Raw genomic sequence first — 17,057 nt, forward strand, 5'->3', positions numbered from 1 at the left:
CTCCATGAATTTGGCTACAGCGCGGCAAGAAAATTCCGACGCTGTGATTGCAGCGCCGAAATTAACTCAAATCGGGGGTAGGGAGCTATAGGACAGCGAAGGTGCCCTGCGCTTTTGCGACAAGTCTTTCGTCTTGGTACACATCCGCCTCGACCACCAGCGTGCGGCGCCCGGCATGAATCACCCGGCTGGTGCACAGCACGTCACCGCCTTCCACCGCTCGGATATAGTTGATTTTGCACTCGATGGTCGCGCTCTGCTGGTCGAAACCATGTGAGCTGGAACAGGCCAGCCCCATCGTAATGTCCACCAGGCTGAAAATCGCCCCGCCATGGAGCTTGCCCGCGCGGTTGCGCAGGTGCGGCTCGAGGGTCAGGGCCACCTCGGCAACGCCTTCCTCCAGGCGTTGCAGACGGCAGCCGATCAGTTCGCTGAACGCGCTCTGGGTCAAGCCGGCCGGAATTTCCATCAACGCTTCTTCAGCTGTTTAGCGTTGGCGAACAGCGAGGCCATGGCGTTGTTGCTCGGCGCTGCGGTGGCGGTTTCCTTGCGTGGCGCGCTGTTTTGCGACTGGCGCGGTGCGGAGCCTGGGCGTGCGCCACGGGCACCGTCGATTTTCTCGCCGGGGGTGTCGCTCATGCGCATCGACAGGCCGACGCGTTTGCGCGGGATGTCGATTTCCATGACCTTGACCTTGACCACGTCACCGGCTTTCACCGCTTCGCGCGGGTCCTTGATGAATTTCTCCGAAAGCGCGGAGATATGTACCAAACCGTCCTGATGCACGCCGATATCCACAAAGGCGCCGAAGTTGGTCACGTTGGTGACGACGCCTTCGAGGATCATGCCCAGTTGCAGGTCCTTGAGGTCTTCGACACCGTCCTGGAACTCGGCGGTCTTGAACTCGGGGCGGGGGTCGCGGCCCGGCTTTTCCAGCTCTTGCAGGATGTCGGTGATGGTCGGTACACCGAAGGTTTCATCGGTGTACTTCTTTGGATCCAGACGCTTGAGGAATGCAGCGTCACCGATCAGCGAACGGATGTCGCGGTCGGTTTCGGCGGCGATGCGTTGCACCAGCGGGTAGGCTTCCGGGTGAACCGCGGAAGAATCCAACGGGTTATCGCCGTTCATCACGCGTAGGAAACCGGCGGCCTGTTCGAAGGTTTTTTCACCCAGGCGTGCGACTTTTTTCAGCGCTGCACGGGTTTTGAACGCGCCGTTTTCGTCACGGTGAGTCACGATGTTTTGCGCCAGCGTGGCGTTGAGGCCGGAAATACGTGCCAGCAACGCGACGGAAGCGGTGTTCACGTCTACGCCCACGGCGTTTACGCAGTCTTCCACCACTGCATCCAGGCCGCGCGCCAGTTTCAGCTGCGACACGTCATGCTGGTACTGGCCCACGCCGATGGATTTAGGGTCGATTTTCACCAGTTCGGCCAGTGGATCCTGCAGGCGACGAGCAATCGACACCGCGCCACGGATCGACACGTCGAGGTCCGGGAATTCCTTGGATGCCAACTCCGACGCCGAATACACCGAAGCACCAGCCTCGGAGACCATGACTTTGGTCATCTTCATGGCTGGGTATTTCTTGATCAGTTCGGCGGCCAGCTTGTCGGTCTCACGGCTGGCGGTGCCGTTGCCGATAGCGATCAGGTCGACCGAGTGTTTGGCGCACAAGGCGGCCAGGATCGCGAGGGTCTGGTCCCATTTGTTGTGCGGCACATGCGGGTAGACAGTCGCGTGGTCCAGCAGCTTGCCGGTGGAATCGACCACGGCCACTTTGCAACCAGTGCGCAGGCCTGGGTCGAGGCCCAGAGTGGCACGTGGCCCGGCCGGGGCAGCCAGCAGCAGGTCGTGCAGGTTGTGGGCGAACACGTTGATCGCCTCGGTTTCGGCGCCGTCGCGCAGTTCGCCCAGCAGGTCGGTTTCCAAGTGGGTGTAGAGCTTGACCTTCCAGGTCCAGCGCACCACTTCACCGAGCCACTTGTCCGCAGGACGGTTCTGATTCTGGATGCCGAATTGTTGACCGATCATGCCTTCGCAAGGGTGCATGGTGCCCGGCAACTCGTCGCCGACCTTCAGCGCGGAGCTGAGAATGCCTTCGTTGCGGCCACGGAAAATAGCGAGTGCGCGGTGGGACGGCATGCTCTTGAGCGGTTCGTCGTGTTCGAAGTAATCGCGGAACTTGGCGCCTTCTTCCTCCTTGCCGGCGATGACGCGGGCACTGAGGATGGCTTCCTGCTTGAGGTAGGTACGCAGTTTTTCCAGCAGGCTGGCGTCTTCGGCGAAGCGCTCCATGAGGATGTACTTGGCGCCTTCGAGGGCGGCCTTGACATCGGCGACGCCTTTTTCGGCGTCGATGAAGCGTGCGGCTTCGGTTTCCGGGGTCAGCGACGGGTCGTTGAACAACCCGTCGGCCAGCTCGCCCAGGCCAGCTTCCAAGGCGATCTGGCCCTTGGTGCGGCGTTTTTGCTTGTAGGGCAGGTACAGGTCTTCGAGACGGGTCTTGGTGTCGGCGAGCTTGATGTCGCGCTCGAGTTGTGGGGTCAACTTGCCTTGTTCCTCGATGCTGGCGAGGATGCTGATGCGCCGTTCGTCGAGTTCTCGCAGGTAGCGCAGGCGCTCTTCCAGGTGACGCAGTTGGATGTCGTCGAGGCTGCCGGTCACTTCTTTACGGTAACGGGCGATGAAGGGCACCGTGGAGCCTTCATCCAGTAGAGCGACGGCCGCTTCGACCTGTTGTGGGCGTACACCGAGTTCCTCGGCGATGCGGCTGTTGATGCTGTCCATAAAACCACCTGAAATTCTTAAAAGCAGCTCGCAAGCCCGGAAAACAAGGCGTTGGGAGGCTGGTTGAGCGGCCCGACTGGCGCCGCTGCCTGGGTCAAGAGGCAGCCTATTGACCCTCGAAATCGAAAAAATCACGACAAGCGGTGAAAAAAGCCTCGGCATCAAACGGTAACGATCTGACGTTGCCCTGCACGACGGCGCCGCATTATAACCAGCGTTCTGCCCTTGGGGGGGATTGCGCCAACGGTTGTAGGGCGCGGGTTCGCTGGCAGTAGAGGAAAAATCTGCTAACAATGCACACGGTGCGTATAACGGCAGCTAGGCCATAATGCGCGCCGAGATAAGAGGAGCATCTAATGAGCAGCACTGCACAAACTGCTGAAGGCGAAAAAATTCTCATCGTTGACGACGATCCGGGGCTGAGCAGCCTGCTGGAGCGTTTCTTCAACTCCAAGGGCTACCGCGCCCGCGCGGTGCCGAACACTGAGCAGATGGACCGCCTGTTGGGGCGTGAAGTGTTCAACCTGGTCGTACTCGACCTGATGCTGCCCGGCGAAGATGGCCTCACCGCCTGCAAACGCCTGCGCGGCGCGAACAACCAGATTCCAATCATCATGCTCACCGCCAAGGGCGATGAGCTTAGCCGCATCAAGGGCCTGGAGCTGGGCGCTGATGACTATTTGGCCAAGCCGTTCAACCCCGATGAGCTGATGGCGCGGGTAAAGGCCGTGTTGCGTCGCCAGGCGGCCCCGGTACCGGGCGCACCCGGCAGCGAAGACGAAAGCGTGACCTTTGGCGACTACGAACTGTCGCTGGCGACCCGTGAGCTCAAGCGTGGCGATGAAGTGCACATGCTGACCACTGGCGAATTCGCCGTGCTCAAGGCCCTGGTGATGAACGCTCGCCAGCCGCTGACCCGTGACAAACTGATGAACCTGGCCCGTGGCCGGGAATGGGACGCCCTGGAGCGCTCCATTGACGTGCAGATTTCCCGTCTGCGCCGGATGATCGAGCCGGACCCATCCAAGCCTCGGTATATCCAGACCGTGTGGGGTGTGGGTTATGTGTTTGTGCCGGATGGCAATAAAACCAGTTGACCGATGATTTGCAGGGCGGGCCTCCCGGCGTTTGATTCCATGAGAATCGACGGGAGGCCCGGCGTCTGCAATTCTGCGAGCGCTGCTCGTTTCTGCAAGGTATCTAGCTGTCTTCTATGAAAACCCCGCTGTGGTTCCCCCAAAGCTTTTTCTCTCGCACCCTTTGGCTGGTGCTGATCGTCGTTCTGTTTTCTAAAGCACTCACGCTGGTTTATCTGTTGATGAACGAGGACGTGCTGGTGGATCGACAATACAGCCACGGTGTTGCCTTGACGCTGCGCGCCTATTGGGCGGCTGACCCCGAGAACCGCGAGAAAATCGCCAAGGCCGCCACGCTGGTCCGTGTGGCGGGCGCGGGGGTGCCCGAGGGTGAGCAACACTGGCCCTACAGTGAAATCTACCAGCGCCAGATGCAGTCTGAACTCGGTGAAGACACTGAGGTGCGGCTGCGTATGCATGTATCGCCAGCGTTGTGGGTGCGCGCGCCAAGCCTGGGTGAGGATTGGCTGAAAGTGCCGCTGTACCCGCATCCGCTGCGTGGGCAGAAGATCTGGAACGTGCTGGGCTGGTTCCTGGCGATCGGGCTGCTTTCAACGGCGTCGGCGTGGATCTTTGTCCGGCAGCTCAACCAACCACTCAAACGCCTGGTGTTTGCCGCCCGCCAATTGGGCCAAGGGCGCAGCGTGCGCTTGCCGGTCAGCGATACGCCCAGCGAGATGACCGAGGTGTACGGCGCGTTCAACCAGATGGCGGAAGACGTCGAGCAGGCCGGGCGCGAACGCGAGTTGATGCTGGCGGGAGTTTCCCACGACTTGCGCACACCCTTGACGCGGCTGCGCTTGTCTCTGGAGTTGATGGGCAACCATAGCGATCTCACCGATGACATGGTCCGCGACATTGAGGACATGGACGCTATTCTCGACCAGTTCCTCGCGTTCATCCGTGATGGCCGGGATGAGGTGGTGGAAGAGGTCGACCTGACTGACTTGGTGCGTGAGGTGGTCGCGCCCTACAACCAGAACGGTGAGCAGGTGCGCATGCGCCTTGAGCCGATCCAGCCTTTTGCGTTGCGGCGGGTCTCGATGAAGCGCCTGTTGAACAACCTGATCGGCAACGCTTTGCATCACGCCGGTTCCGATGTTGAAGTGGCGGCGTATGTATCCGGCGACAGTGCTGCGCCCTATGTGGTGCTGAGCGTCATGGACCGGGGCGCGGGCATCGACCCGGACGAGCTGGAGGGGATCTTCAACCCTTTCACCCGCGGCGACCGTGCCCGAGGTGGTAAGGGTACTGGTCTGGGGTTGGCAATTGTGCGGCGGATTGCCTCGATGCATGGCGGCAATGTTGAGTTGCGTAACCGCGAGGAGGGAGGGTTAGAGGCGCGAGTGCGTTTGCCGCTCGGGCTGATGTTGCCGAGAGACGCGGTCTAACAAACAGCAGCGATCCAAATGTGGGAGCTGGCTTGCCTGCGATGAGGGCGGCGCATTCAACGTCATTGTTGACTGAGCCTCCGCTATCGCGGGCAAGCCAGCTCCCACAGTCGTTGTGAGAGTCTGGAGGTGGAGGGTTGGGGTTTGTCAGCCCTTGCCCTTGGTCCGAGTCATATTCGCCCCGCCACTCTTTTCCAAATGCTGAATGATGATCCCCGCCACATCCTTGCCTGTGGTGGTCTCGATCCCTTCCAGCCCCGGCGATGAATTCACCTCCATCACCAGTGGCCCATGGTTGGAGCGCAAGATGTCCACACCCGCCACGCTCAAACCCATCACCTTCGCCGCCCGCAGCGCGGTCATGCGTTCCTCGGGGGTGATCTTGATCAGGCTGGCACTACCACCGCGGTGCAAGTTGGAGCGGAACTCCCCCGGCTTGGCCTGACGCTTCATCGCCGCAATCACCTTGTCACCCACCACGAAGCAGCGGATATCGGCGCCGCCGGCTTCCTTGATGTATTCCTGCACCATGATGTTCTGCTTGAGACCCATGAATGCCTCGATCACGGATTCCGCCGCCGTCGCGGTTTCACACAGCACCACACCTATGCCCTGGGTGCCTTCCAGTACCTTGATCACCAGCGGCGCGCCATTGACCATCTCGATCAGGTCGGGAATATCGTCGGGGGAGTGGGCAAAACCGGTCACTGGCAGGCCGATGCCCCGGCGTGAAAGCAGCTGCAGCGAGCGCAACTTGTCCCGAGAGCGGGCAATGGCGACTGATTCGTTGAGGGGCGATACGCCCATCATTTCAAACTGGCGCAATACCGCGCAGCCATAAAACGTCACCGAAGCTCCGATGCGAGGGATCACTGCATCAAACCCCTCCAGCGGTTTACCCCGGTAATGGATCTGCGGTTTATGGCTGGCAATGTTCATGTAGGCACGCAACGTGTCGATCACCACCATTTCGTGGCCACGTTCAGTGCCGGCCTCAACCAGGCGACGGGTGGAATACAGACGCGGGTTTCGCGACAGCACAGCAATCTTCATGCAGCACCTGGGGCAGAAATAGTAGAGACCGGGAACACCGGCTTGTCTTGAACGTACTTGACGCCTGGACTGACCACCAATTGGCCGTCAATCAGCGCCTTGGAACCCAGTAACAGGCGATAACGCATGGCCTTGCGGCACGCGAGGGTGAATTCCACCCGCCATACCCGATCACCCAGCGCCAGGGTGGTGCTGATCACGTAGCGCACCTGCGCGTGGCCGTTGGAGCTTTTGATGGTTTTCATCGTCACCAGCGGCGCCTCGCAGCGGCGGTGGCGCAGTTGCACAATGCTGCCCAGGTGCGCGGTAAAGCGCACCCATTTCTCGCCGTCGCGCTCAAAAGGCTCGATATCGGTAGCGTGCAGGCTGGAGGTACTGGCACCGGTGTCGATCTTCGCGCGCAGGCCTGCCACTCCCAGGTCGGGAAGTGCCACCCACTCACGCAGACCCACAACGGTCAAATGGTCAAATGTCTTCAATATGGGTAACCGATCGATTCGCCCAGGCCTGGGGTGAAACCTCAGCCAGGGCTTTGAATGCAGGCTTGGCGAACCAATAACCTTGCATCAGAAATATTCCGCAGTCGGAAAGGAAGTCACGCTCACCAGCACTTTCGATGCCTTCGGCGATGACAGTAACCCCTAACTGCTCACAGATTGTGACAATCCCCCGGACGATGATCTGTCGGACACGATCCTGATCGACATCGCGAATCAGTGCCATGTCGAGTTTGATCAAGTCAGGTTGAAAATCGGCCAGCAAACCCAGCCCTGAATAACCCGCACCGAAATCGTCGATGGCGGTCTTGAAGCCGAATTCGCGGTATTCACGCAGAATATTCGTCAAATGGCGATTGTTATCTACGTGCTCGCTTTCGAGTGTCTCGAAAATCAGTTGGTTCAGCGGGAAATTGTTCGCGCGAGCCGCCTCCAGGGTGCTGCGGATGCACAGCTCCGGACGGTACACGGCGTTGGGCATGAAATTGATGGAAAGATGGGTTTGCATACCCAGGGCCGCCGCCCCGGCGATCGCTTGGGTTCGGCAGCGTTGGTCGAAACGGTAGCGGTTGCTTTCGTCGACCTGGTCCAGCACAAACTGCGCCCCTTCGCCTTGCGTACCGCGCACCAGGGCTTCGTGGGCGAAGATCGAATGGTCCCGAAGGTCTACGATAGGCTGGTAGGCAAACGCAAAATCGAAGCCCAAGGGCTCGCTTTGCTGGCAGCCCACGCAGCGCTGGTCAGGCGAGGTGAGTGAAGTGGGAAAGTCGGTCACAGCGTATCCTCGCGAAAACAGGGTGCTACCTGGCGTATCTTAGGTGAGCCTTGAGGTTTATGCGTCGAAGGGTTTCAACGTTAAAGTTGCGACATTTTTCAGAGCGAGGAATTCAAGTGGCTCAAAAGCAGGAAGAGGAAGAAAAAGTCCGTCTGGACAAGTGGCTGTGGGCTGCGCGCTTCTATAAAACCCGTGCCCTGGCGAAGGCTGCCATCGAGAGCGGCAAGGTGCATCATCGTGGCGAGCGCTGCAAGCCGGGCAAGGAACCTCGCGTCGGGGATGAATTTCAGATTCGTACCGGGTTTGATGAAAAAACGGTCGTGGTCCAGGCGCTTTCAATCGTGCGCCGTGGGGCGCCTGAAGCGCAGGCGCTGTATACCGAGACCGAAGCCAGTATTGCCAAGCGTGAAAATGCGGCGGCGATGCGTAAGGCCGGCGGTATCGGCATGACCACCGATGGCAAGCCGAGCAAGAAGCAGCGCCGCGACTTGTTCAAGTTTCGCGGCAGTGGCAATGACGACTGACCGAGCGCGTTTCTGTAGTGAGCGGGCTTGCCCCGCGCTGGGCTGCGAAGCGGCCCCAATCGAATACAGCCACCGTGGATTCACCATCAGAACGCATTGACAGGTTTTAGGGCCGCTTCGCGACCCAGCGCGGGGCAAGCCCGCTCACTACAAGCGTATGACGCTTAGCCGACTAATCAGTGGCACGCGTTGAAACAGCCGGAAGACGGGCGCTGTCACCCGCAACAACCCACCCGACACCTTCGCCGCAAACGGTGTGTAATACCCCCACCCCAGCGCCAACAGTGCCAGCAACACACCACCGATGTAGTCGTCCTGCCCCCAATGTGCCCCCGCCACCAGGCGCGGCATCATGAACAACATTGCCAGGCCCCAAATCACCAGCACCTGGCCGATGCGCTTGGCGAACACCGTCATGAACATCCCCCAGATCAACAGCACCGACGCGTGATCCCCCGGGAAACTCTGGCTCGAACGGTCCTTCAGTTCCCACGTCTTTTCCAGCCCCGGGAAGTAGTCGCTCATCTGGATCGCCCCGCTGATTACCATCGACGGGCTACTGTGTTGCCAGCCCATGTGTGCCGCGATTTTGGAAAACAGCATGCGGATAAACAGCAACAGCAGCAGAATTCCGACAAAACCTAACAATGCCTGGCGCACCTGCACGGCCTTGAATACCCAATCACCGCGAATCAACAGCAGCAGCAGAATTACGCCGACCACTGCATCAAACGGTCGCAAACTGGCCACGGCCCACACGTGCAGCCATGTGGAGTTGCTCGCCAGCGGATCATTGAGCAGATGAAACAGCCACTCGTCGAAAACCACACACAGCATCTGGCCCGTGGGCCACAGCCAAAAACACAGCAGCCCGATCGCGAGTAGATTGCACCAGGCCCATCCCCCGAGGTTCCACTTGGCTTGGAACAAACCCGGATTGTTCATAAACTGTCCCCCACGGCTCTAGAAAACCGCACCAAAACGGTGCTAAAGCGTTTAATTCTATAAACCTTGTAATCAATTTGTCATCAATTCAGATACCCAGACCTATGACTGATCTACCGGATACCGACTTCACCCAACGCTTCATCTTCGACGAGAACGACGCCCGCGGCGAACTGGTCTCGCTGGAGCGCAGCTATGCCGAAGTCCTTGCCAAGCACCCCTATCCGGAGCCGGTTGCGCAACTGCTCGGCGAGCTGATGGCGGCCGCCTCGTTGCTGGTGGGCACGATGAAATTCGACGGTCTGCTTATTTTGCAGGCGCGGTCTGAAGGTCCGGTCCCGATGCTGATGATCGAGTGTTCCAGCGAACGCGAAATCCGTGGCCTGGCCCGTTACGACGCCGACCAGATTGCCCCGGACGCCACCTTGTCCGACCTGATGGCCAACGGCGTGCTGGCGATCACCGTCGACCCGACCGAAGGCCAACGCTACCAAGGCATCGTCGACCTCGACGGCGAAACGCTGTCGGACTGCTTCACCAACTACTTCGTGATGTCCCAACAAGTCGGCACCAAGTTCTGGCTCAACGCCGACGGCAAGCGTGCCCGCGGCCTGTTGTTGCAACAATTGCCGGCTGACCGCATCAAGGACGACGATGAGCGCACCGATAGCTGGCGCAAGCTGACCGCCCTTGCCGGTACGCTGACGGCGGAAGAGCTGCTGGGTCTGGACAACGAAACCATCCTGCATCGCCTGTACCACGAAGAAGCCGTGCGCTTGTTTGACGCACAAGGCCTGCGCTTCCGTTGCAGCTGCTCACGTGAGCGCTCAGCCAATGCCTTGGTCAGCCTGGGCCTGGAAGATGCCCAGGATCTGGTGGTCGAGCACGGCGGCAATATCGAGATCGACTGCCAGTTCTGCAACCAGCGCTACCTGTTCGATGCGGCCGATGTCGCCCAATTGTTCGCCGGCGCAGGCATCGATACCCCTTCCGACACCCGCCACTAAAACGTTTAAGCACAGGTGAATCACCTGACAATTGCCGGTTTAGCGCTGTTCTGACGGGAGGGCCCTACTTTTTTTGGGCTTTTCTGGCATAATCCGGCCCACTTTTTTCGCGGTAGTAGTGCGCAACTTTCTACTACAAAACGTTTGGAGCACTCGGCCATAGGCCGACGGGGAACCTCATGACGCAAGCCAACAACGCCGTATACACCGATCTGAGTGTTGATGATCTGGTTAAAGAAGCCCTGCAGCGCGGTGAAGGCGTGCTTGCCGATACTGGCGCACTGGTCGTAGAAACGGGTCACCGTACCGGTCGTTCGCCGGTCGACCGTTTCATCGTTGAAGAGCCTTCCACCCAGGACGCCATTGCCTGGGGCCCAATCAACCGCAAGTTCCCGGCCGACAAGTTCGATGCCCTGTGGGCTCGCGTCGAGGCGTTCAACAACGCGCAAGAGCATTTCGTTTCCCACGTCCATGTAGGTGCTTCCGAAGACCACTACCTGGCCGTGAAGATGACCACCCAGACTGCCTGGCAGAACCTGTTCGGTCGCTGCCTGTTCATCAACCCGGCCCAGTACAACCCGGCCGGTCGTGAAGAGTGGCAAGTGCTCAACGTGGCCAACTTTGAATGCGTGCCTGAGCGTGACGGCACGAACTCCGACGGTTGCGTGATCCTCAACTTCGCCCAGAAGAAAGTGCTGATCGCCGGCATGCGTTACGCCGGTGAAATGAAGAAAGCCATGTTCTCGGTACAGAACTTCCTGCTGCCGGCTTCCGACGTCCTGCCGATGCACTGCGCCGCCAACATTGGCGAAGCAGGCGACGTGACCCTGTTCTTCGGCCTGTCGGGCACCGGCAAAACCACCTTGTCGGCCGACGAAAGCCGTTACCTGATCGGTGACGACGAACACGGTTGGGGCGAAGGTGTGGTCTTCAACATCGAAGGCGGTTGCTATGCCAAGTGCATCGACCTGTCCGAGAAGAACGAGCCGGTCATCTGGAAAGCCATCAAGCACGGCGCCGTGCTGGAAAACGTGGTTATCGACGATGCCAGGCACGCCGACTACACCAACGTCAGCCTGACCCAGAACAGCCGCGCCGCTTACCCGCTGGAGCACGTTGCCAAGCGTTCCGAAAAGAACCTGGGCGGCGAGCCAAACGCGGTGATCTTCCTGACCTGCGACCTGACCGGCGTGCTGCCGCCCGTGTCGATTCTCAGCGAAGAACAAGCGGCTTACCACTTCCTGTCCGGCTACACCGCACTGGTGGGCTCGACCGAAATGGGTTCCGGCAGCGGCATCAAGTCGACCTTCTCCACCTGCTTCGGCGCGCCGTTCTTCCCGCGTCCGGCCGGCGAATATGCTGAGCTGCTGATCAAACGCATCCGTGGCTTCGGCTCCAAGGTCTACCTGGTCAACACCGGCTGGACCGGCGGCGGCTACGGCGTCGGCAACCGCTTCAACATCCCGACTACTCGCGGCGTCATCGCAGCGATCCAGAGCGGCGCGTTGATCGGTGCTGAAACCGAACACCTGGACACCATCAACCTCGACGTGCCATTGGCCGTACCGGGCGTTGAGACTGGCCTGTTGAACCCACGTAACACCTGGGCTGACAAGGCTGCTTATGACGACGCGGCGAAGGCGCTGGCTGCGTTGTTCATCGAGAACTTCAAGAAGTTTGAAGTGAGCGATGCGATCAAGGCTGCGGGTCCTAAGTTGTAAGATTCGATCGGTGTGAAAAAGCCGCCTCTCGTAGGCGGCTTTTTTGTGTGCGAGAGTTTAATCGGCGATGTGCAGAACCACAGCGCCGACCAGTACCAGCACAACCCCCAGCACCTGCACCGCCGACAACCGCTCCTTGAAAAACACAAACCCAAGCATCGCCGCAATCCCGCCCGACAACGTACTGATCACCGTCACCACCGAAACCGACCCCGCCATCGCCCCCCACGAAAACGCCGAGAACCCACCGAGGTTCATCAGGCTAGCCCCGGTCAAGGTCACGCAGTTTTTCAGCGGCGGGATTTTCAGGCCGTCCTTGATCTTCAGCACCATCACCACCAGCACGCACAGGCCTACCAGGTAACCCAGCCACAACATCGAGACCGGCCCCAGCGCCGGTAAGGTGTACCGGCCTTGCAGCCAGAAACTGGTGCCGTACAGCAACGCGGCAAGCATGGCGTAGGCAATGGACAGGCGTGGGTTGTTGTGGGGTACACCGTTGTCCTTGTGGATGCTGGAGAGGATCACGCCGATCACGCACAGGGCGATGCAGCCCAGCTGGATCAGGCTGATGTGCTCACCGCTGGCCCAGGACAGCAATGTGGTGACCACGCCGTAGGACGTCACCAGTGGCGCGACGATGGCCGCTTTACCCAGGGCAAAAGCCTTGGACAGCGCAAGGGCGCCGGAGACGGTAAGCAATGCAGCAGCGATGCCCAGCAGCCAGACGCTCAGCGGCGCATCGAGAGATTTGAACAGGAAGGTGGGGAAGATGACCAGCAGCAGCGTCATGATCAGGAAACCGAGCGCTTGGCCAAAATAGACCGCGCGTTTAACGCCCACGGCTCTGGCGTTGAGGCCCACGAGAAAGTCCGTGCCACCCCAGAGCACGGCGGCCAGCAGGCCCATTATTACGTCCATGTAAAGTCCTTGTTGTTCAGTGCGCGGTTGAGCAGATTAGTGCAGATCCAGTGTGGGAGCGGGCTTGCTCGCGAAAGCGATGTATCAGTCAACATATTCGGCGACTGACCCTCCGCTTTCGCGAGCAAGCCCGCTCCCACATTTGACTTTCAGTGTGTTCGAAATCTGTATTCTCTCAGCTCAGATTCTCCAGCGTCTGCGTATCCCAGCTATGGGTCTTGATAGCCAGGTAGAGCATGCCGATGGTCAACGGCACCTTCTCGCCTCGCCCTTTGGCCCGGCGCTTGAGAAACACATCAAACACCGGTGGGTTGAAGTAACGATAAGTGTCGTAGTCGCCGAGGTCGAGCGCGAATTCCTGCTCCAGTGCTTCCATGAGTTGCTTGGCCTCACTGCCGTCACAGCCCAGGTCGAAGTTGAGTGAGGTTTGCAGGCGGATCGTCTTGTGTTTCGGCAGGCCGATTTCTTCGTGCAGCAGTTGCAGGAGTTGCTGCATCACGGGGTCTTCGGGGAGGTCAGGGGCCAGGTTCATGGTGGGGGCACGCAGGAGTGGGTGAGGGGGATGGTTGTGTGGGTGTCGGTATTTAGTTTGGCGGATCAGCAAAGCAACGCCCGTAACAAAAGCAATGACAAGCAGGCTCTCGATCTGTGACGCCCTTATCCAAGAGGTCGCGCAGAATAGAAGTGTAGGACCGATTACCACAAGGATCAGCCCACACCATTTTCTAAGGGCAGGGCGCTTGAGTGTTTTTTCAACTAAGGCGGCAACGGCAAAGAGTAGGGTCAGGCTGATCCAGTCGAGGTAGTCGGTCATTGTATTAGCCACCCTGGCGATTGGCAGCCAAGAGGACAAGGCGAATCACCGTCAAGATGACGCCGCAGTGAACTATGGGTTGAGTCCTTTCCATATTCACGGGTCTTAGCCGAAACGGTTGAGAGGACGCTATTTTCCGTCAGCGGTGGGTAACATCTACAGAGGGGCGAGCGACTGTTTGAAGCAGTTTGGGAAAAGTACGGCGCGAGGGTTAGAGGTTTCTTACAGCGGTTTCCGGCATTTGTAGCTTGAAAGTGATTTAACAGAAAACGCTCCCACATTTGGTTTGAGGTGTTCCTACAATCGCTATCGAATCTGTCTGATTTGGCCCAAGGCCATCGCCGCACCCTGTGTATCATCCTGTCTCTTTTTTCCTTGCGACCTTTCTCGATTCGCTGAGATTCCCAGGCTATGTTTTTAAGCCAACTCAGCGGTCAATGGAGTGACAGCCTATGCACGACACCCTCCAGCAGGTCTTTGGTTATCCACAGTTTCGTTTGGGCCAGGAGCAAACGGTCAACGCCGTACTGGCCGGTCGTTCTGCAGCGGCAATTTTTCCTACCGGGTCGGGCAAGTCCTTGTGTTACCAGCTGTCGGCGGTGTTGCTGCCGCACCTGACGCTGGTGGTGTCGCCGCTGTTGGCGTTGATGCAGGACCAGCTTGGTTTTTTGCAGCGTCACGGTATTTCGGCAGGCAGTATCGATTCGGCCCAGAGCCGCGATGAGGCCAATGACGTGATGGCCCGTGCGCGCTCGGGTGAGTTGAAAATCCTGATGGTTTCGGTGGAGCGCTTGAAGAACGAGCGCTTCCGTAACTTCCTGCAAAGCGTGCAAATCTCGCTGCTGGTGGTGGACGAGGCGCACTGTATTTCCGAGTGGGGCCACAACTTCCGCCCGGACTATCTGAAGCTGCCGGACTACCAGCGCCAGTTCAATATCCCACAAGCGCTGTTGCTGACAGCTACAGCGACGCCCAAGGTGATTGCCGACATGCAGGCGAAGTTCGCCATTGCACCGGACGATGTGGTCACCACGGGCTTCTACCGGCCCAACCTCAATCTGTTGGTGGAACCCGTCAGCGGTGCGGACAAGCGTCGTCGTTTGGTCCAGTGGATGAGTGAGCGCGCCAATCAACCCAGCATCGTCTACGTCACACTGCAGAAAACCGCCGAGCAGATTGCCGAGCACCTGAACCGCAACGGTATCCAGGCCGAGGCCTATCACGCCGGTCTGCCCCACGATAAGCGCGAGGGCATCCAGCAGCGCTTCATGGACGGGCGCTCCAATTGCATCGTCGCCACCATCGCGTTTGGCATGGGCATCGACAAGAGTGACATCCGCAACGTGGTGCACTTTGACCTGCCCAAGTCCATCGAGAACTACAGCCAGGAAATCGGTCGCGCGGGGCGTGATGGGCAGCCGTCTGACTGCCTGGTGTTGGCCAACCGCGACAGTCTCAATGTGCTGGAAAACTTCGTCTACGGCGATACGCCGGAGCAGGACGGTATCCATCGGGTGCTGGAAGAATTGCAGGCCGCGCGCGGCGATGGGCAGTGGGAGTTTTTGCTCCGGTCTTTGTCGGACCACAGCAATATCCGCGAACTGCCGTTGAAGACCCTGCTGGTGCAGCTGGAGCTAAAGGGCGTGGTTGCGCCGCGCTACGCGTTTTATGCCGAGTACCGCTTCAAGTACCTGATCGAGCCAGAGGCTTTGCTGGCGCGATTCTCCGGCGAGCGGCAGCAGTTCGTGGCGGCGATCATCCAGGTATGTAAACGAGCGAAAACCTGGGCGACGGTGGATTTCGACGCACTTTATCAACAGCACAATGCCGAACGCAGCCGGGTGGTGAAGGCGCTGGATTACTTCCAGGAGCAGGGCCTGATCGAGCTGGAAAGCAAGCAGATGACGGAGGTCTACAGCCTGCTGGATACCGATTTTGATCCACAGGTCTTGAGCACTGAGTTGTACACAGGCTTCAAGCAGCATGAGGTGGGCGAGGTCGCACGAATTCATGCGATGCTCGATCTGTTCGCCACCGAGCGCTGCCTGGGGCAGCGCCTGGCGCAGTATTTCGGCGATGAAAATGCACCGCAGCGTTGTGGGCATTGCTCGGTGTGCCACGGTCACGTCGCGCACCTGCCGCCACCGCCAGGCTTGCCGCCGCTTGTGGATAAAAACTTCATGGGGCTGTGCGGTGATTTTATCCACAGGCATCATGAGCACACCGGAGAACTGCCGGGCGCGGAACGACTGACACGTTTCCTCGGCGGGATCAGTGTGCCGTTGTTTACCAAGTTGAAGGCGCGGGGTATTCCCGGTTTCGCTGCGTTGGAAGATTACCCTTACGCTGAAGTACGCGAGTGGGCGCAGGCCCATTTGAATGACCTGTAAACCCACCTCCGCGAGACTTACCGATGCCTGACTCAGTGCCACGACGTGCCGATTATCCTCACTTCCAGCCGATCATCACGCGCTGGCACGACAACGATGTGTATGGCCATGTGAACAACGTGACTTACTACAGCTTCTTCGACACAGCGGTGAATACCTACCTGATCGAACAAGGTGGCCTGGATATTCATGACGGTGAAGTAGTGGGGTTTGTGGTGAGTTCGGCGTGTGATTATTTTGCGTCGATCGCTTTTCCCGAGCGCATCGAAATCGGCCTGCGGGTGGGCAAGTTGGGTAACAGCTCAGTCCAGTACGAATTGGCGGTGTTCAAGGCAGGCGAGGAAGAAGCCTGTGCGGCGGGGCGCTTTGTGCATGTGTTTGTGGATCGCGGGTCGAACCAGCCGGTGACGATTCCGGGTTCGCTGCGCGAGGCGTTGCAGCGGTTGGTGGCCTGACCCACGATCATGCAAACAATGAAGGCCAACTGTGGGAGCTGGCTTGCCTGCGACAGCGGTAGTTCAGGTTAAAAAGTGTCGCCTGACACTACGCTATCGCGGGCAAGCCCGCTCCCACATGGTTTTTGCAGTGGTGTTCAGACCGCTGACTTACCGGTGACGGTAGTGATGCTTGTTCTTGCGATGCCCATAGGCATGCCCGCGTCCACGGTGATCGTCGCGGTCATACCGACGGTTATCACGGCTACGCGAACGACGGTCGTCGTCATCGCTCTTGTTACCCATGTAGTTACCCAGTGCGCCACCCGCACCGCCGCCGGCGGCTGCGCCGATCAGGCTACCGGTGTTGCCGCCCATGCTGCGGCCAACCACGTTGCCGCCCGCTGCGCCCAAGGCGCCACCGATGGCTGCTTCGCCACGGCTGCGTTTGTCGGCACCCACCGCACTGCCGCCCGCGCCGCCCAGGGCTGCGCCGATGGCCGAGCCCGTGTTGCCGCCGATCGACTGGCCAACAACCGAACCGAGTACCCCGCCCAATGCGCCGCCCACACCGGCTTCGGTGGTGCCACCAGCCATGGCTGCGCCACTGACCAGGCCAAGGGACAACAAGAGAATCGAGGAGAACTTCATAGAGA

16 protein-coding genes are annotated in these 17,057 nt (G+C 59.4%); 7 read left to right on the forward strand and 9 right to left on the reverse strand.

Features of this window, described 5'->3' with window-relative positions:
- Positions 1 to 85: 85 nt before the first annotated feature.
- Positions 86 to 469 carry a PaaI family thioesterase gene (locus HU722_RS02240; protein ID WP_049710588.1) on the reverse strand — a complete coding sequence of 128 codons (384 nt, stop codon included), beginning with the start codon at positions 467 to 469 and terminating at the stop codon, positions 86 to 88.
- The gene (locus HU722_RS02245; protein WP_065875847.1) at positions 469 to 2,793 is read right to left on the reverse strand and encodes a Tex family protein; all 2,325 of its coding nucleotides are present in this window, start codon (positions 2,791 to 2,793) and stop codon (positions 469 to 471) included. Before HU722_RS02245 ends, HU722_RS02240 begins: the two co-directional genes overlap by 1 nt.
- A 356-nt stretch (positions 2,794 to 3,149) precedes the next feature.
- Here HU722_RS02245 and ompR point away from each other — a divergent pair, with 356 nt between their 5' ends.
- Both ompR and HU722_RS02255 read left to right on the forward strand, forming a co-directional pair.
- Positions 3,150 to 3,890 carry an osmolarity response regulator transcription factor OmpR gene (gene ompR / locus HU722_RS02250; protein ID WP_010214095.1) on the forward strand — a complete coding sequence of 247 codons (741 nt, stop codon included), beginning with the start codon at positions 3,150 to 3,152 and terminating at the stop codon, positions 3,888 to 3,890.
- A 116-nt stretch (positions 3,891 to 4,006) separates the two neighbouring features.
- On the forward strand, positions 4,007 to 5,320 hold the full coding sequence (locus tag HU722_RS02255; RefSeq protein ID WP_065875846.1) for an ATP-binding protein: 1,314 nt from the start codon (positions 4,007 to 4,009) through the stop codon (positions 5,318 to 5,320).
- Positions 5,321 to 5,467: 147 nt separating this feature from the next.
- Here HU722_RS02255 and rimK read toward each other — a convergent pair whose 3' ends face one another.
- The 3 genes from rimK to rimA are packed head-to-tail and all read right to left on the reverse strand — an operon-like array spanning position 5,468 to position 7,645.
- A complete protein-coding gene (rimK, locus tag HU722_RS02260; protein WP_049710586.1) occupies positions 5,468 to 6,373 on the reverse strand; it encodes a 30S ribosomal protein S6--L-glutamate ligase in 906 nt (301 codons plus the stop codon).
- Entirely contained in the window at positions 6,370 to 6,852 is a 483-nt protein-coding gene (rimB, locus tag HU722_RS02265) for a retropepsin-like aspartic endopeptidase RimB (protein WP_065875844.1), read from the reverse strand. The genes rimK and rimB overlap by 4 nt, the downstream gene beginning before the upstream one ends.
- Positions 6,839 to 7,645: a S6 modification regulatory phosphodiesterase RimA gene (rimA, locus tag HU722_RS02270; RefSeq protein ID WP_065875841.1), complete on the reverse strand. Its 807-nt coding sequence runs from the start codon at positions 7,643 to 7,645 to the stop codon at positions 6,839 to 6,841. The genes rimB and rimA overlap by 14 nt, the downstream gene beginning before the upstream one ends.
- Before the next feature lie 116 nt (positions 7,646 to 7,761).
- Between rimA and HU722_RS02275 the strand changes: the two genes are divergently transcribed.
- Complete coding sequence (locus HU722_RS02275) at positions 7,762 to 8,169, forward strand: RNA-binding S4 domain-containing protein (protein ID WP_065875839.1); 408 nt, start codon at positions 7,762 to 7,764, stop codon at positions 8,167 to 8,169.
- Positions 8,170 to 8,316: 147 nt separating this feature from the next.
- On the opposite strand, the gene HU722_RS02280 is transcribed toward HU722_RS02275, so the two are convergent.
- Complete coding sequence (locus HU722_RS02280; RefSeq protein ID WP_065875837.1) at positions 8,317 to 9,114, reverse strand: phosphatase PAP2 family protein; 798 nt, start codon at positions 9,112 to 9,114, stop codon at positions 8,317 to 8,319.
- A gap of 104 nt (positions 9,115 to 9,218) precedes the next feature.
- Here HU722_RS02280 and hslO point away from each other — a divergent pair, with 104 nt between their 5' ends.
- Together hslO and HU722_RS02290 are read left to right on the forward strand one after the other, a co-directional pair.
- Positions 9,219 to 10,121, forward strand: coding sequence for an Hsp33 family molecular chaperone HslO (gene hslO, locus HU722_RS02285; RefSeq protein WP_065875835.1), 903 nt, complete (start codon positions 9,219 to 9,221; stop codon positions 10,119 to 10,121).
- A 179-nt stretch (positions 10,122 to 10,300) separates the two neighbouring features.
- Positions 10,301 to 11,842: a phosphoenolpyruvate carboxykinase gene (locus HU722_RS02290; RefSeq protein ID WP_065875833.1), complete on the forward strand. Its 1,542-nt coding sequence runs from the start codon at positions 10,301 to 10,303 to the stop codon at positions 11,840 to 11,842.
- 57 nt (positions 11,843 to 11,899) lie between these two features.
- Here HU722_RS02290 and HU722_RS02295 read toward each other — a convergent pair whose 3' ends face one another.
- Together HU722_RS02295 and HU722_RS02300 are read right to left on the reverse strand one after the other, a co-directional pair.
- Positions 11,900 to 12,763: a DMT family transporter gene (locus HU722_RS02295; RefSeq protein WP_225930672.1), complete on the reverse strand. Its 864-nt coding sequence runs from the start codon at positions 12,761 to 12,763 to the stop codon at positions 11,900 to 11,902.
- Between the two features lie 175 nt (positions 12,764 to 12,938).
- The gene (locus HU722_RS02300) at positions 12,939 to 13,295 is read right to left on the reverse strand and encodes a DUF1493 family protein (RefSeq protein WP_065875831.1); all 357 of its coding nucleotides are present in this window, start codon (positions 13,293 to 13,295) and stop codon (positions 12,939 to 12,941) included.
- Between the two features lie 734 nt (positions 13,296 to 14,029).
- Between HU722_RS02300 and HU722_RS02305 the strand changes: the two genes are divergently transcribed.
- Both HU722_RS02305 and HU722_RS02310 read left to right on the forward strand, forming a co-directional pair.
- Positions 14,030 to 15,967: a RecQ family ATP-dependent DNA helicase gene (locus HU722_RS02305; protein ID WP_065890237.1), complete on the forward strand. Its 1,938-nt coding sequence runs from the start codon at positions 14,030 to 14,032 to the stop codon at positions 15,965 to 15,967.
- 23 nt (positions 15,968 to 15,990) lie between these two features.
- Positions 15,991 to 16,422, forward strand: coding sequence for an acyl-CoA thioesterase (locus HU722_RS02310; protein WP_065875827.1), 432 nt, complete (start codon positions 15,991 to 15,993; stop codon positions 16,420 to 16,422).
- Positions 16,423 to 16,572: 150 nt separating this feature from the next.
- On the opposite strand, the gene HU722_RS02315 is transcribed toward HU722_RS02310, so the two are convergent.
- Positions 16,573 to 17,052: a glycine zipper domain-containing protein gene (locus HU722_RS02315; RefSeq protein ID WP_049710575.1), complete on the reverse strand. Its 480-nt coding sequence runs from the start codon at positions 17,050 to 17,052 to the stop codon at positions 16,573 to 16,575.
- Positions 17,053 to 17,057: the final 5 nt, after the last annotated feature.

The sequence above is a fragment of the Pseudomonas tritici genome (assembly GCF_014268275.3).
Taxonomy (GTDB): domain Bacteria; phylum Pseudomonadota; class Gammaproteobacteria; order Pseudomonadales; family Pseudomonadaceae; genus Aquipseudomonas; species Aquipseudomonas tritici.